Annotated in this window: 15 protein-coding genes; 8 read left to right on the top strand and 7 right to left on the bottom strand. The window is 58.9% G+C overall.

Annotated elements, in window-relative coordinates; genetic code table 11:
* Positions 1–2: 2 nt before the first annotated feature.
* Entirely contained in the window at positions 3–2,009 is a 2,007-nt protein-coding gene (locus QE432_RS22570; protein WP_080580898.1) for an ATP-binding protein, read from the bottom strand.
* Between the two features lie 381 nt (positions 2,010–2,390).
* Here QE432_RS22570 and QE432_RS22565 point away from each other — a divergent pair, with 381 nt between their 5' ends.
* The 4 genes from QE432_RS22565 (at position 2,391) to QE432_RS22550 (ending at position 5,801) form a co-directional block, all read left to right on the top strand.
* Positions 2,391–4,184 carry an acetolactate synthase 3 large subunit gene (locus tag QE432_RS22565; RefSeq protein ID WP_013636474.1) on the top strand — a complete coding sequence of 598 codons (1,794 nt, stop codon included), beginning with the start codon at positions 2,391–2,393 and terminating at the stop codon, positions 4,182–4,184.
* A 19-nt stretch (positions 4,185–4,203) separates the two neighbouring features.
* The gene (ilvN, locus tag QE432_RS22560) at positions 4,204–4,776 is read left to right on the top strand and encodes an acetolactate synthase small subunit (RefSeq protein ID WP_003513099.1); all 573 of its coding nucleotides are present in this window, start codon (positions 4,204–4,206) and stop codon (positions 4,774–4,776) included.
* Between the two features lie 133 nt (positions 4,777–4,909).
* Positions 4,910–5,278 carry an ArsR/SmtB family transcription factor gene (locus tag QE432_RS22555; protein ID WP_003513097.1) on the top strand — a complete coding sequence of 123 codons (369 nt, stop codon included), beginning with the start codon at positions 4,910–4,912 and terminating at the stop codon, positions 5,276–5,278.
* Positions 5,271–5,801, top strand: a complete 531-nt coding sequence (locus tag QE432_RS22550) for an SRPBCC family protein (protein WP_003513094.1) — start codon at positions 5,271–5,273, stop codon at positions 5,799–5,801. Before QE432_RS22555 ends, QE432_RS22550 begins: the two co-directional genes overlap by 8 nt.
* Before the next feature lie 154 nt (positions 5,802–5,955).
* Here QE432_RS22550 and QE432_RS22545 read toward each other — a convergent pair whose 3' ends face one another.
* A complete protein-coding gene (locus QE432_RS22545) occupies positions 5,956–6,801 on the bottom strand; it encodes an aldo/keto reductase (RefSeq protein WP_306625799.1) in 846 nt (281 codons plus the stop codon).
* A 162-nt stretch (positions 6,802–6,963) separates the two neighbouring features.
* Between QE432_RS22545 and QE432_RS22540 the strand changes: the two genes are divergently transcribed.
* Positions 6,964–7,557 carry a LysE family translocator gene (locus QE432_RS22540; RefSeq protein WP_013636470.1) on the top strand — a complete coding sequence of 198 codons (594 nt, stop codon included), beginning with the start codon at positions 6,964–6,966 and terminating at the stop codon, positions 7,555–7,557.
* A gap of 62 nt (positions 7,558–7,619) precedes the next feature.
* On the opposite strand, the gene QE432_RS22535 is transcribed toward QE432_RS22540, so the two are convergent.
* The 3 genes from QE432_RS22535 to QE432_RS22525 are packed head-to-tail and all read right to left on the bottom strand — an operon-like array spanning position 7,620 to position 9,326.
* Positions 7,620–8,408 carry an anti-sigma factor family protein gene (locus tag QE432_RS22535; RefSeq protein ID WP_019565321.1) on the bottom strand — a complete coding sequence of 263 codons (789 nt, stop codon included), beginning with the start codon at positions 8,406–8,408 and terminating at the stop codon, positions 7,620–7,622.
* On the bottom strand, positions 8,405–8,962 hold the full coding sequence (locus QE432_RS22530; RefSeq protein ID WP_162693181.1) for an RNA polymerase sigma factor: 558 nt from the start codon (positions 8,960–8,962) through the stop codon (positions 8,405–8,407). Before QE432_RS22530 ends, QE432_RS22535 begins: the two co-directional genes overlap by 4 nt.
* A complete protein-coding gene (locus tag QE432_RS22525) occupies positions 8,946–9,326 on the bottom strand; it encodes a COG4315 family predicted lipoprotein (RefSeq protein ID WP_080580913.1) in 381 nt (126 codons plus the stop codon). Before QE432_RS22525 ends, QE432_RS22530 begins: the two co-directional genes overlap by 17 nt.
* A gap of 133 nt (positions 9,327–9,459) precedes the next feature.
* On the opposite strand from QE432_RS22525, the gene QE432_RS22520 reads away from it, so the two are divergent.
* Complete coding sequence (locus QE432_RS22520; RefSeq protein ID WP_025593992.1) at positions 9,460–9,819, top strand: ArsR/SmtB family transcription factor; 360 nt, start codon at positions 9,460–9,462, stop codon at positions 9,817–9,819.
* On the top strand, positions 9,816–10,298 hold the full coding sequence (locus QE432_RS22515) for an SRPBCC family protein (protein ID WP_306625794.1): 483 nt from the start codon (positions 9,816–9,818) through the stop codon (positions 10,296–10,298). The genes QE432_RS22520 and QE432_RS22515 overlap by 4 nt, the downstream gene beginning before the upstream one ends.
* 6 nt (positions 10,299–10,304) lie before the next feature.
* Here the strand turns inward: QE432_RS22515 and QE432_RS22510 are convergent, their stop codons facing one another.
* Both QE432_RS22510 and QE432_RS22505 read right to left on the bottom strand, forming a co-directional pair.
* A complete protein-coding gene (locus tag QE432_RS22510; RefSeq protein WP_003513079.1) occupies positions 10,305–10,787 on the bottom strand; it encodes a DUF2269 family protein in 483 nt (160 codons plus the stop codon).
* Positions 10,787–12,073 carry an SDR family oxidoreductase gene (locus QE432_RS22505; protein WP_306625792.1) on the bottom strand — a complete coding sequence of 429 codons (1,287 nt, stop codon included), beginning with the start codon at positions 12,071–12,073 and terminating at the stop codon, positions 10,787–10,789. Before QE432_RS22505 ends, QE432_RS22510 begins: the two co-directional genes overlap by 1 nt.
* Before the next feature lie 124 nt (positions 12,074–12,197).
* Here QE432_RS22505 and QE432_RS22500 point away from each other — a divergent pair, with 124 nt between their 5' ends.
* Entirely contained in the window at positions 12,198–13,325 is a 1,128-nt protein-coding gene (locus tag QE432_RS22500) for an ATP-dependent DNA helicase (protein WP_003513075.1), read from the top strand.
* Positions 13,326–13,426 lie beyond the last annotated feature (101 nt).

Below are 13,426 nucleotides of genomic sequence, written 5' to 3'. Positions count from 1 at the left end.
GCTCAGTCCTTGCGGTAAAGGCTGCCTAGCGGCTTTTTCATCAGGCTCTCCCGCAGCGAAGGGCGTGTCTCTGATGGAGGCGGGCCACTCTGTGCCTGCATCTGGAAGCCGACTTTGCGCAATTCGTTGACAGCGCTGGTATCCGTTGCCGTTGCGGGCGACTGTGGCGCGAGGGTTGTGCGTCCGGGCAGCATGTCGGGGCGGTAAGGTTCGTATCCCTCTGTCGCCGCCGTCCCCAGTTCGCGTTTCCAGCGATCGACGTCGTCCGCTTCCCTGGGAGCTGACATCGGTTCCTGCATATCGGAGAAGGCCGCTTCGACGCTTTGCTGGAAGCCGGTGATGACCGGTTTAGCTACCGCGCGCATGCGGCTGACGATGGTGTTCAGATCGACTGTATCGGGCGTTTCGTGGGGCGTATGGCTGACTGCGCCGTTCGCCTTCGGCAATTTTGCCGTGGAGACGCGGTCGAAGCGCATGCGCATCGGTACGCCCACCGCCTCGCCAAAGGCGATTGCCTCGCCATTGCCGATGGACGAGAGGAAACTGGTGGTCGAGGTTGAGGCATTCGGTACGGCTGACAGAATGATCTTCTGGTCGATCTCGTTCGTCAGCCGCATGGCAAAAACGGTCGAGCATTGTGACAGGATGGTCTGGTCCAGCTCACTCGGACGCTGGCTGATGACGCCAAGCGAAATACCGTATTTGCGGCCTTCCTTGGCGATCTGCGCGATCGCCTGCCGGGTCGGGAAAAATCCGCGCTCAGGGTCTGCCGGAACATAACGGTGCGCTTCTTCGCAGACGACAAGCATATGCAGCGAGCCGCGCGCCAGCACCGCGAGTTCGAAGGACATACGGCAAAGGACGGAGACGACCGAGTTCACTACTTCCGAGGGGATGCCGGACAGCTGGAAAACCGAAATCGGCTTACCTTCTCCTGGAATACGGAAGATATGCGCCACCGTTTCCAGAATGGTGTCGCTGATCGTATTGCTGGAGAACATGAAGTTATAGCGCGTATCGTTGATGGCCGAGAGAATGCGGCCCTTGAGGGAGCGCAGGGTCGGCTTTTCGCCGCGCCCTTCCAGCCGCCCGATGCGCTCGTCGATGAGGGCGAGAATATCGGCCATGCGGTAAGGTACCGGCGTATCCGGCGTGATCGCGCTCTTGTCGGACGTGCGGCGAACGGCGGAGCCATCTGTGCCGCGAAATGCCTTTTTCGCTTCCGGAATGATGTCGCGAAGGACATCCATCTCTTCCGGTACGGGCTTGCGTCCGCGGAAAATCACTTCCGCGAATTCTTCGAGGCGCATCAGCCAGAAGGGAAGGTCGAGCGTGTCGGTGTCGATGACGACAGAATGATCGGGAAAGGCGGCCGCAAATTCATTGTGCGGATCGAGAATGAGGACACGCAGCTTCGGGTCAGTCTCGATCGCCTTGTTCAGAAGAAGGGAGACTGCGGTGGTTTTGCCCACGCCCGTCGAGCCGACGACGGCGAAATGTTTCGCCAGCATCTGCTGGATGTTGATGGCCGCGCCAATAGTGTCGTCCTGCGTCAGCTTACCAATGACGCATGTGTCTCGCTTGCCGCTGTCATAGATCTTGGAAAGGTCTCCCGTGCGGATGCGATGCGCGACCGCGCCCAGGTAGGGGTAACGGGAAATGCCGGTGGAAAAACGTTCGCTGCCATCTTCGGTGCGGTAGACTTCGCCAACGAGTTCCACGTCGATCAGCAGCCTGTTCGGCTTGTCCGACGACCAGTGTTCTTCGCCCGTGCGCATGGCATATACCAGTGCGGCGACGCGGCTCGTTCCCATTTCGATCGAGATCAGGCGTCCGACGGACCAGAGCTGCGCGACATCGGTTGAGCCGATTTCCGTTTCTGCGGCGATTGTCGCATGGGCGCCATCACAGGCGATGACGCGGCCGAGCATGCGGTTAGCCGGCTGCTGGCCGGATCGCCGTTCGTTTTCGTCCATGCGGGACGCTCTATGAAACTCGTCACTATTCACGTCTTATCCCGGTACATGCGGATGATCGCGGTGGTTCGGGCATTATCTGCATCGTTGATTGTAAAAGATTATATTTAACAACCTGTGTATCTATTGCGTTCGAAAATTTCGTCCATGGCGCCTTACGGGTAATAAAAGAAGCCGACGCCGATTTTTTCCGCAATATGCGTTGACGACTGGCGCTTTTCTGGCTAACACTCCGGCCCATGAAAAATCTTAACGTACTTATCGTGGTGGGACGGCGCATGGGCAGGATGGTGTAACCATCCGGCGAAAGCACCCATGCGCTGAACGAGGCTCCTCTAGGGGCCTTTTTTTATGTCTTCAAACAGGCCCTCGGGCTCCTCGATATCCAAAGCCAAAGCGGGATGGAAACAGGCAATGACGGATAAGGATAATACGGAAAACAGCAATAGCATGACAGGTGCGGAGATTGTTCTGAAGGCGCTGAAGGACAACGGCGTCGAGCACATCTTCGGTTATCCTGGTGGTGCCGTGCTTCCGATCTACGACGAGATTTTCCAGCAGGAAGACATTCAGCATATTCTCGTACGTCACGAGCAGGGTGCCGGCCATGCTGCCGAAGGTTATGCCCGCTCCACCGGCAAGGTCGGTGTCATGCTCGTTACCTCCGGCCCCGGCGCCACCAATGCGGTCACCCCGCTGCAGGATGCGCTGATGGATTCCATTCCGCTCGTCTGCCTTTCTGGCCAGGTTCCGACATCGCTGATCGGCTCCGACGCATTTCAGGAATGCGATACCGTCGGCATTACGCGCCCCTGCACCAAGCACAACTGGCTGGTAAAGGACGTCAACGAACTGGCGGGCATCATCCATGAGGCCTTCCGCATCGCACAGACCGGTCGTCCCGGCCCCGTCGTCGTCGATATTCCGAAGGACATCCAGTTCGCCACCGGCACCTATACGCCGCCTTCCGCTGCCATTCAGCAGAAGAGCTACAAGCCGAAGGTTCAGGGCGATCTCAACGCCATTCACGCGGCCATCGAATTGATGTCTAAGGCAAAGAAGCCGGTTTTCTACACCGGTGGCGGCGTCATCAACTCCGGCCCGGAAGCGACACGGCTGCTGCGCGAACTGGTAGAGCTGACCGGTTTCCCGATCACCTCGACGCTGATGGGTCTCGGCGCCTATCCGGCTTCCGGCAAGAACTGGCTCGGCATGCTGGGCATGCACGGTTCGTACGAAGCCAATATGACAATGCATGATTGCGACGTGCTGGTCTGCATCGGCGCACGTTTCGACGACCGTATTACCGGACGCCTGAATGCGTTTTCGCCGAATTCCAAGAAGATTCACGTCGATATCGATCCGTCCTCGATCAACAAGACCGTGCGCGTCGACGTTCCGATCATTGGCGACGTCAGCCATGTTCTGGAAGATATGGTTCGCCTGTGGCGCGCTTTGCCGAAGAAGCCGGAAAAAGCGCAGACCGCGGACTGGTGGCTGCAGATCGAGCGCTGGCGCGCCCGCAACTCCTTTGCCTACAAGAATTCCAACGATGTCATCATGCCGCAATATGCATTGCAGCGTCTTTACGAGGCATCGAAGGGGCGGGAGACTTTCATCACCACCGAAGTTGGTCAGCACCAGATGTGGGCGGCGCAGTTCTTCGGCTTCGAGGAGCCTAACCACTGGATGACCTCGGGCGGTCTCGGTACCATGGGATACGGCCTGCCGGCAGCTATCGGCGTTCAGGTCGCGCATCCGGAAGCGCTGGTTATCGACATTGCCGGTGATGCCTCGATCCAGATGTGCATTCAGGAAATGTCCTGCGCCATCCAGTACGGTCTGCCGGTGAAGATTTTCATTCTCAACAACCAGTATATGGGCATGGTGCGGCAGTGGCAGCAGTTGCTGCACGGCAACCGCCTGTCCAACTCCTATACCGAAGCCATGCCTGACTTCGTCAAACTGGCGGAAGCCTATGGCGCGGTTGGCATGTATTGCGACGATCCGAAGGAACTGGACGACAAGATCGCCGAGATGATTGCGGTCAACAGGCCGGTCATCTTCGATTGCCGCGTTGCCAATCTCGCCAATTGCTTCCCGATGATCCCATCTGGTAAAGCCCATAACGAGATGCTGTTGCCGGATGAGGCGACGGATGAAGCTGTTGCCAACGCCATCGATGCCAAGGGCCGTCAGCTAGTCTGAGCCGGGAGAGGAAAAGGACATGAACGCACACCTACAACCCACCGGCTCCGCCTATTTCATCCAGAAGGAAACGGCTGCCGTCGAAAATCACACGCTGTCGGTTCTCGTCAGCAACGAGCCGGGCGTTCTCGCCCGGGTCATCGGCCTGTTTTCCGGCCGGGGTTACAACATCGAAAGCCTGACGGTTTCGGAAACCGAGCATGAGGCGCATCTGTCGCGCATCACGATCGTAACGCGCGGCACGCCGATCGTGCTGGAGCAGATCAAGGCGCAGCTGGAACGCATCGTTCCTGTGCACCGGGTGCTCGATCTTACCGTTCGCGCCCGCGAACTCGGGCAGGAACGGCCGATCGAGCGTGAAGTAGCGCTGATCAAGGTCGCCGGTTCGGGTGAAGCCCGCGCCGAGACGCTTCGTCTTGCGGATGCGTTTCAGGCCAAGGTGGTGGACGCGACAGTCGAGCATTTCATCTTCGAAATCACCGGCAAGTCGTCCAAGATCGACCAGTTCGTGGCCATCATCAAACCGCTCGGCCTGATCGAGATCTGCCGCACGGGTATCGCAGCCATGAACCGCGGTTCGCAGGGGATGTGATCCTCCGCCTTTCGAATATCCTTGTAATACCAAGCCCGCGGTTCGCCGCGGGTTTTTTTATGGGCTGCGCTCCGGCGAATTGATATTCAACCATATGGTTGACTTTTTAGTCTGGTGGCCTATATTCAACAACATGGTTGAATTATCTGTTCCACATCTCGACACTGTCTTTCATGCCCTTGGCGATGCGACGCGGCGCACGATGCTGCGCGATCTATCCCGTGGCGAGCGAACGGTGAGCCAGCTGGCCGAGCCGTTCGACATATCGCTGGCTGCGGCATCCAAGCACATCAAGGCGCTGGAAAACGCCGGGCTTATCCGCCGTGAGGTAAGGGGGCGTACCCATGTCTGCCGCCTTGCGCCGGAACGGTTGGCAGAGGCGCATGAATGGCTGGATTTCTACCGGCAGTTCTGGAACAGCCGCCTCGATATTCTTGAGCAGATGCTCAGGGAGGATGATCAGGGAAAATCCCCTGCAGATGGAGGAAATGACAATGGCTGATATTGCAATGCCTGACGCCTATGGCCGGCTCGTCGAGCCGACAACCCTGAAGATAGAACGGCTCCTGCCGGGACCAATCGAGCGGGTCTGGGCCTATCTGACACAGAGCGAACTTCGCCGCCGGTGGCTGGCGTCCGGCGAGATGCGGCTCGCGCCCGACGCACCATTTGAACTCGTCTGGCGCAACGACGAGCTTTCCGACCCGCCGGGCAGCCGCCCGGAAGGTTTTTCCGAAGAGAACAGGATGACCTCACGCATCATCACCGTCGTTGCGCCGCATCGCCTCGTCTTCACCTGGGGTGAGAGCGCAGAGGTGTCGATCGAGCTTCAGGCTCTGGGCAAGGATGTGCTTCTGACACTGGTTCACCGCCGGCTTGCGGATCGCACGACCAAGCTCAATGTCAGCGCCGGCTGGCATGCGCATCTCGACATTCTCGCCGCCCGTCTTCAGGAAAAGGAGCCGGGGCCTTTCTGGGATAGCTGGCTGGGGCTTAAAGAGGAATATGAGCGCCGCATACCGTAACTGGGTGCAGCATGTCTGGGAGACTGACGGCGCGGTTCGCTGCGCCGTTATTGTATTGAAATGTTGCAGCCCAAAGCATCAGTTCGCAGGGCTCACATTTCGATTCAATTGCTTGAGTGCCTGATTCCGAAAAACATCTTAATGCTTTGTTAAATCACAGCATTTCCAGCGCCGTCTTGCGTGTCGGTGGAGGGAAGGCGGCATCCAGTGCGGCCCAGTCCTCATCGGTGATTTCGAGATCGGTGGCACCTCGGTTCTCCTCCACCCGTGCGGCGCTGGCGGATTTTGGAATGGCGATAACGCCTTCTCTTTCCAGAAGAAAGGCCAGTGCCAGTTGCGCAGGCGTAGCCTGATAGGCCTTGGCGATGCGGATGAGTTCGTGGTTGTTGAGGATACGCCCCTGTTCGATTGGTGAATAGGCCATCAGCGGCACGCTGTGCCACTGACACCAGGGCAGAAGCGAAAATTCCGGTCCGCGCCGGGAGAGATTGTAGAGCACCTGATTTGCGGCGCAATTCTTACCGTCGGGAACAGCGAAAAGCTCCTCCATGTCGTCGGTGTCGAAATTCGAGACGCCCCAGTCGCCGATCTTGCCGGCTTTTTTCAGCTTTTCGAAAGCGGCCACCGTTTCTTCCAGCGGGTGATCACCACGCCAATGCAGCAGATAGAGATCGAGCCGGTCGGTGCCGAGCCTTGCGAGGCTGTGCTCGCAGGCCTCAATCGTGCCTCGGGCGCTGGCGTTCCAGGGATAGACCTTGCTGACCAGAAACACCTCGTCGCGCCGGCCGGCAATCGCCGTGCCCACCACCTCTTCGGATCGGCCGTCTGCATACATTTCGGCCGTGTCGATCAGCGTCATGCCGAGATCGATCGCCTTGCGAATGCTCTCGACTTCCTGCGGAGCCGATGATCTCATCTCGCCCATGTTCCAGGTGCCGAGGCCAAGGGCTGGTATCTCTTTTCCGGATGGCAGGGTGACGGAAGGAATGTCGTCATACATCGGTTCGCTCCAGCGGTTGTTGACGGAGAATAGCCCTTTGTTCCGACTTCTCAAACCCGGCATGGAAAGGATCGATCCATCAAAAAATTTGACTACGCCTATCGGTTGATCGGACTGGTTTGATGGTGGTTCGGCGGATAGGGTCTTTTCACAGGAGAGATCATGACTGTCGAAACCCTCGTTGCGCTGGTGCTGTTTGCCTTCACAACCTCCATTACGCCCGGCCCGAACAATATGATGCTTTTTGCCTCCGGCGTGAATTTCGGTTTCCGCCGCACGATCCCGCATATGCTGGGCATCGGGGCGGGGTTCCTGTCATTGCTGATCGGCGTCGGATTTGGGCTTGGCGCGCTGCTGCACTCCGTGCCCTTGCTCTATACCGTGCTGAAATTCGCGGGCGGACTTTATCTCGTCTGGATCGCGTGGAAGATCGGCACGTCCCGCAGCCTGAATGAGGGTGCTGCCGCATCGGTGCCGATGAGCTTTCTTGCCGCCGCAGCCTTTCAGTGGGTCAATCCCAAGGCTTGGGTAATGGCCGTGACCGCGATGGCGACCTATACGGATGAGCGGCAATATCTCGTCACCGTTTTGATCGTCGGCGTGGTTTTCGCCGCAGTCAATCTTCCCAGCGTTTCGACCTGGGCGGGCTTCGGCTCGGCCCTGCGCGACTGGCTTTCCGTTCCCGTGCGGCTCAAATGGTTCAACATCACCATGGCCGTCCTTCTCGTCGTCAGCCTCTGGCCGATGTTGAAATAGGTGTTCTCCCTTCGTCATCCCTGTGCCTGTCGCATGGATGTGGGGTGGGGGTATAGGTTATTCTACGCAGGGAACTGGCGGTAACATTCCTCGGCGATCTTCTGCACCTCGGCGCGCGTCAGTTCGGCAGAAACCGCATAGCCGAGTTCGTTGTCGATCCAGTAAAAGGTCTCGACGCCATCGGCGCTCGCCATGCGGAAGCTGGTGGTGCGGTTTTCCTCGTTGTGGCCGACCAGCACCGTTACCCGGCGGCCGGTCTTGTCCTGATACATCAGCATCGCCCCTGGCTTGCCGCTGACGGGGATCAGGCGCCCGCCGACGAGATCAAATCCGATCTTGGAAAGATCGGGGATGGCGAAGGGATAACCGAGCCTTTTGCCGAGCCATGTTGCAAGGTGCTGCTGCTGTTCGGCTCCAACTTCAACGGGGTGGCGCACCTCGCTTGCATAGATGAGATAGGCCGATTTCGCCTGCGCGGGAATGTCAGTCGTCAGCGATGCCAGAACCACGTCCTGCGGCGTGGCGAGCGGCGGCGGCACAAGCCTTCCGGCTGCGGCACCTGCCGCGAAGATCAGCAACACAGCTGCCGTTCGCAGAAGAACCGGTTTCAGCCGCCACGCGGGTGCCTGTTTTCTTTCGGCAAGCATCGCGGTGTCGTGCGGATGTTCGGCGGCATAGGCGGCGAATGCGGCTCGCAGGGTTTCAGCCTGTTTTTTCCAGTCTTCCACACGCTCCCGCTCCTGCGGCCTTTCGGTCAGCCAGGCCTCGACAGCCGCGCGGTCGTCGTCGGACAAAAGCCCATCGACATAAGCGTGCAGATCGTCTTCGGTAATGGCATCGGGCCTTTTCATCGTGGTCTCCGCAGGGGAATGATATTGTCCGCCGCCAGGTGCTGGCGCAGGGTTTCGCGGGCGCGGGAAAGTCTGGACATGACGGTACCCACCGGGATCGACAATGTCTCGGCTGCCTCCTGATAGCTGTAGCCTTCCACAGTCACCAGCATCAGCACCGCCCGCATCTCTGGCGAAAGCAGCCCGAGCGCGACGTGCAGCCTATCGTTTTCCAGCGTGTCGCCGAGTGTGTCGGCAACGGCCAAGCTTTCATGGCCGTCGAGACTTTCGGACGGGTGACGTTTCGCGGCGCGGTGGCGGTTGCGATAAAGATTCGTCATTATCGCGTAAGCCCATGATTTCAAAGCCGTTCCGTGCCATTGCCTCTTGTTGGTCAGCGCCTTTTCCACGCAGTCCTGCAAAAGGTCCTCGCCATCGGCGTCGGAGTGGGAAAGGCTGCGGGAATAACGCCGCAGCATGGGTATCAGCGCCAGCATCTCCGCCTCGAAGGAGCCGGCTGCGGGGGAGAGGCTCCCCCGCGTCTTGCCATTCATGCCATCATGGTTTTGCGGCATCCCATACACCGTTCATACCGTCGCCGGTTGCATCGCCTTTTTTCATGTCCTTGGCCCAGTAGTAGAGCGGCATGCCGTCCTTTGCCCACTGCATCTTGCCGTCCTTGCGCGTCACGACGGAATAGGCGCCTTCGGCCTTGTCGCCAGTAGCCGCGAAGAACGGCGGCCAGTTGGTGGCGCACTTGTCATAACAATTGGATACGCCCTTCTTGTCATTCTTGAAAGTGTAGAGCGTCATGCCTTTTTCGCCCGCAAGCACATTGCCTTTGGCGGTCTTGACCGTTTCGACCGCGGGTGCCGCATAGGCCGTTCCGGCAAATGCCAGAACGAGGGCGGGAACGATAAAGCGGATTTTCATGGACATATCCTCCTTGGTTCGGGCGGCTTCTGCCGCCAGCACATCAAAAGACACCGCAGGTCACTGCTTTATTCCCTCCGCCGGTGCGATTTTTAAACTTATCCGTTGAGCTAAGTTTTTCGCTGTGATAGTTAGTCTTATGGATAACTATTCAGTGCCACTTGACGATATCTTCCAGTCCCTTGCCGATCCGACACGACGGGCCGTGCTTTTGCGGTTGGGCAGCGGGGATGCGAGCGTCGGCACGCTTGCCGAACCTTTCGCCATGGCCCTGCCGTCGTTCATGAAACATATCCGCCAGCTGGAAGGAGCGGGGTTGATCGTGACGCGCAAGCAGGGCCGGGTGCGGTTCTGCTCGCTGGAGAAACAACGGTTTTCAATGATCGAGGGCTGGCTTTCGCAACAGCATGCCATCTGGGAAGGCCGGACGGACCGGCTTGAACAGTTCGTCATGGCGCAACAGGACAGAACCTCCGATAAAGGGGAGAATGACAAATGACCGACACTTTCAATCCCGATCTCGATCTGAAGATTTCAAGGATCATCAGGGCGCCGCGCCATCTGGTCTGGAACGCCTGGGTCGACAAAAACAGCCTCGAACAGTGGTGGGTGCCGCATCCCGGCAAATGCCGTGTCGAGAAAATGGAGCTTTTCCCCGGCGGCGCTTTCGAGACCCGCTACAGCGAAGACGGGAAGGCATTTGGCGATCACATAAGCGGTTGTTTCCTGGCGGTGGATCATGAGGAGCGTCTGGTCTTCACCGACGCGTTGACGGCAGGCTTTCGCCCGTCCGCGCGCCCATTCCTCACCGCGGTGATGAGTTTTCGCGATCATCCTGAAGGCATGGAGTATGTGGCCTATGCCATGCATAGAAACCCTGGGGATCGCGACAAGCACGCGGAGATGGGATTTTTCGACGGCTCGAACACGGTTGCCGAGCAACTGGCGCAGCTTGTCGAAAGACAGGCGATCAATTGAGGCGCATCAACCGAACAGGGCAATATCCGGCTTGGTCAGCATCAGCCAGATGATGCCGAGAACCGCGAAGAAAGCCGGAAAACCGCAGGCAAACCAGATGCGGTAGAGACGGAACCATTGCGGCGGCAGGGCCTCGTCCGCAGCGACACAATCGCGGGCGATGTCGCGCAGTTTGATCTGGATCCACACCACCGGCAGCCAGAAAATGCCGGTGAAGACATAAAGGCAGAGCGAAAGGGCGATCCAGCCTTCGCTCAGCGGCCAGCCGATGATGCGCGCCAGAAAATAACCGGTGACCGGCTGGATGATCGCCGCCGTGGCGGTGAAGATGGTGTCGGCGATGACGACCGTGCCCGAAACATGGGCGATCAGCGCCGGGTTTGCCGTCCGCCGCGCCATCACCATGAAAAACGCTATGCCAGCCCCGGTGCCGAACAGCACGGTTGCGCCGATGACATGGGCGAGCCGCAGAAGGTCTTCAGGTGTCATCAGCGTTCATCCAATGTGGCAAGGGTGACAAGTGTCAGGGCGATGGAGGGCAGGACCTTGACGAGGGGGCCGAGCGGATCGAGCCACAGACCCGGCTCCAGCAGACTGCCACCAGTCAGATAGGCGGCGGTGACCAGGAGCATGGCGACGAGTGCTTTTCTGGCAAGCGGTCTTATCAGGACGGTGACGCCTAGGGCGATATCGATGAGGCAGGTGGCGAGTGTGAGGGCGACGGCCGGCACTTGCGGCATGAAGGGCAGGAAATGCGCCGCCGAGCTGTCGATATCAAGCAGCGGTACGAGGCCGGACAATAACCAGAACAGCGACAGGCAGAGAATGAGGACGGGTTTGAGCAGATATGATCTGGCAAACCACAGGTCCTGCACGCCGGAAGGGTGAGCCGCCAGCGTGTCCCTCAAGCTCTTGAGCGACGTCGTCGCTTTTGGCGCGCTGTTCTCCGTCACGATACCTTCCGACATCACCGTCATGGCGGTTGAGCGCAACGGCGACCGCCAGCCGAGCTTTCCCGCAATATCCGCCGTGAGGGCGACGGGGCGCATGAAGGCAGCCGGAAGATTTAACGCGGGAGCAGGGGTGAGGCCGAGCCATTGCCGGTGCGCAGCGACCACGCCTTGCAACGTCAGCGTTTCGTTTGCTGCCAGCTCGATATCGCTACCTGACGGGATTTCGCCATCTATTGCCGCGCTGACTGCCAACGCGACATCTTCGACTGCGACGGTCTGTACAGGCATCTTGCCGTTTACGAGCGGCACAGCGAAAGGGAAGCCTGCAAGCGCGCGCACGAGTGCTGTGCCGCCATGGGCGTTGCGGCCGACAACCAGTGCGGGGCGGAGAATGACAAAGCGCAGACCGCTTGCGGCAAGTGCCACATCGGCGCGGCGTTTGGTTGCGAGGAAGGGCAGTTGGGAAGCGGCTCCGGAAGTGCGGGCCGATATCTGGATCACCAGCTTGCCGCCCGCATTTACCGCTGCCTGGTAGAGCGCGAGCATCGCTTTTTCCTGCGTCGCGGCAAGATCATCCGATAGGCCGTCCTGAAGCGCACCTGCGCAATTGACGATGGCGTCATGGTCGCTAACGAGTGCCGCCCAGTCGGCAGCGCTGGTCATACGCGAGAGATCGGCCGGAACCCAGCTGGCGAAAGGCCATTTATCTTTAGCTCGCGCAATGGTGCGAGCCAGCCCAGTAACCGTGTGACCTTTGTCGTGAAGGCTGCGGATCACTTCGGAACCGATGAAACCCGTTGCGCCCAGAATCAATATCTTCATGCGCGGCATGATACCCGCCATGGTTTAAAAACCAGCCGTGTTTTATTGCCGCATTCTGATGGTGTGATTCATCTTTCGTTCTTTTTCTGTTGCGCACGGTGCTCGAATCCTGCGATGAGGGCGCATGTTATTTTCACCGCAACAGGACGAAGCGCTCAAGGCTGTTTCCCGCTGGCTGAAGGAAGGCCGGACGCCGGTTTTTCGGTTGTTCGGTTATGCCGGAACCGGCAAGACAACGCTTGCCAAACATTTCGCGGAAAATGTCGATGGCGAAGTGCTGTTTGCGGCCTTCACCGGCAAGGCGGCGCAGGTGCTGCGCTCGCGCGGGGCGACCAATGCCCGCACCATCCATTCGCTGATCTACCGCCCGCGCGGCGAAGAGACCGTGGAAGACGAGGAGACGGGCAAGACCTCGGTCGCGCCAATGTTTTCCATCAACCGCCAGAGCCCGCTAGCCAAGGCGGCACTCATCATCATCGATGAATGTTCAATGGTGGATGAGCAGCTCGGCAAGGATCTGATGAGCTTCGGCACTCCTATCCTGGTACTCGGCGATCCCGGGCAGTTGCCGCCGGTTTCAGGCGGTGGCTTCTTCACGGAGCAGGAGCCGGATTACCTGCTCTCCGAAATCCATCGGCAGGCCAAGGACAATCCCATCATCCATCTTGCCATGGATGTGCGGGAAGGCCGCGAGATCATGCGTGGCGATTACGGTGCAGCGCAGGTGATTTCCAAGTCCGAGGTGACACAGTCGCTCGTGCTCGATGCCGATCAGGTGCTCGTCGGCACAAATCGCACGCGCCGCCGTTATAACCAGCGGCTTCGCGAGCTGAAGGGCTTTACGGCCGATTATCCGCAATCCGGCGACAAGCTGGTTTGCTTGAGGAACGATCCGGCCAAGGGCCTGCTGAACGGCTCTCTCTGGCAGGTCATGAGTTCGTCGCGCGAGACGGTGAAACCCGGCATCAACCTGATGATCCGGCCTGAAGACGACGATATGGATCGCGGCGCGGCCAAGATCAAATTGCTGAAGGCGGCTTTCGAGGATGTGGAAACGGAAATTCCGTGGACCACCCGCAAGCGTTATGACGAGTTCGATTTCGGCTATGCGCTGACCGTGCACAAGGCGCAGGGTTCGCAGTGGAACAATGTGGTTCTCTTTGACGAGAGCTATGCCTTCCGCGATTCGCGCGAGCGGTGGCTTTACACCGCCATCACCCGCGCCGCAGAAACACTCACAATCGTTCGCTGAGATAGAGCATTTCCGGTGAATAGCGGGACACCTTCAATGCTCCATTTCTTTTTTCTGCGCATTGTCCGGACGGAAAACCGCTGTGAAGTTTTCGTGGAAAT

The organism is Agrobacterium sp. SORGH_AS_0745 (assembly GCF_030818995.1).
Classification (GTDB): domain Bacteria; phylum Pseudomonadota; class Alphaproteobacteria; order Rhizobiales; family Rhizobiaceae; genus Agrobacterium; species Agrobacterium tumefaciens.
The sequence above is the reverse complement of the archived record's forward strand: the minus strand, read 5'-3'. Positions and strand labels throughout refer to the sequence as shown.

Coding starts and splice junctions, on each gene's coding strand:
- QE432_RS22565 (WP_013636474.1), top strand. CDS start 2,391: ATGACGGATAAGGATAATACGGAAAACAGCAATAGCATGACAGGTGCG.
- ilvN (WP_003513099.1), top strand. CDS start 4,204: ATGAACGCACACCTACAACCCACCGGCTCCGCCTATTTCATCCAGAAG.
- QE432_RS22555 (WP_003513097.1), top strand. CDS start 4,910: ATGGTTGAATTATCTGTTCCACATCTCGACACTGTCTTTCATGCCCTT.
- QE432_RS22550 (WP_003513094.1), top strand. CDS start 5,271: ATGGCTGATATTGCAATGCCTGACGCCTATGGCCGGCTCGTCGAGCCG.
- QE432_RS22545 (WP_306625799.1), bottom strand. CDS start 6,801: ATGTATGACGACATTCCTTCCGTCACCCTGCCATCCGGAAAAGAGATA.
- QE432_RS22540 (WP_013636470.1), top strand. CDS start 6,964: ATGACTGTCGAAACCCTCGTTGCGCTGGTGCTGTTTGCCTTCACAACC.
- QE432_RS22535 (WP_019565321.1), bottom strand. CDS start 8,408: ATGAAAAGGCCCGATGCCATTACCGAAGACGATCTGCACGCTTATGTC.
- QE432_RS22530 (WP_162693181.1), bottom strand. CDS start 8,962: ATGCCGCAAAACCATGATGGCATGAATGGCAAGACGCGGGGGAGCCTC.
- QE432_RS22525 (WP_080580913.1), bottom strand. CDS start 9,326: ATGTCCATGAAAATCCGCTTTATCGTTCCCGCCCTCGTTCTGGCATTT.
- QE432_RS22520 (WP_025593992.1), top strand. CDS start 9,460: ATGGATAACTATTCAGTGCCACTTGACGATATCTTCCAGTCCCTTGCC.
- QE432_RS22515 (WP_306625794.1), top strand. CDS start 9,816: ATGACCGACACTTTCAATCCCGATCTCGATCTGAAGATTTCAAGGATC.
- QE432_RS22510 (WP_003513079.1), bottom strand. CDS start 10,787: ATGACACCTGAAGACCTTCTGCGGCTCGCCCATGTCATCGGCGCAACC.
- QE432_RS22505 (WP_306625792.1), bottom strand. CDS start 12,073: ATGAAGATATTGATTCTGGGCGCAACGGGTTTCATCGGTTCCGAAGTG.
- QE432_RS22500 (WP_003513075.1), top strand. CDS start 12,198: ATGTTATTTTCACCGCAACAGGACGAAGCGCTCAAGGCTGTTTCCCGC.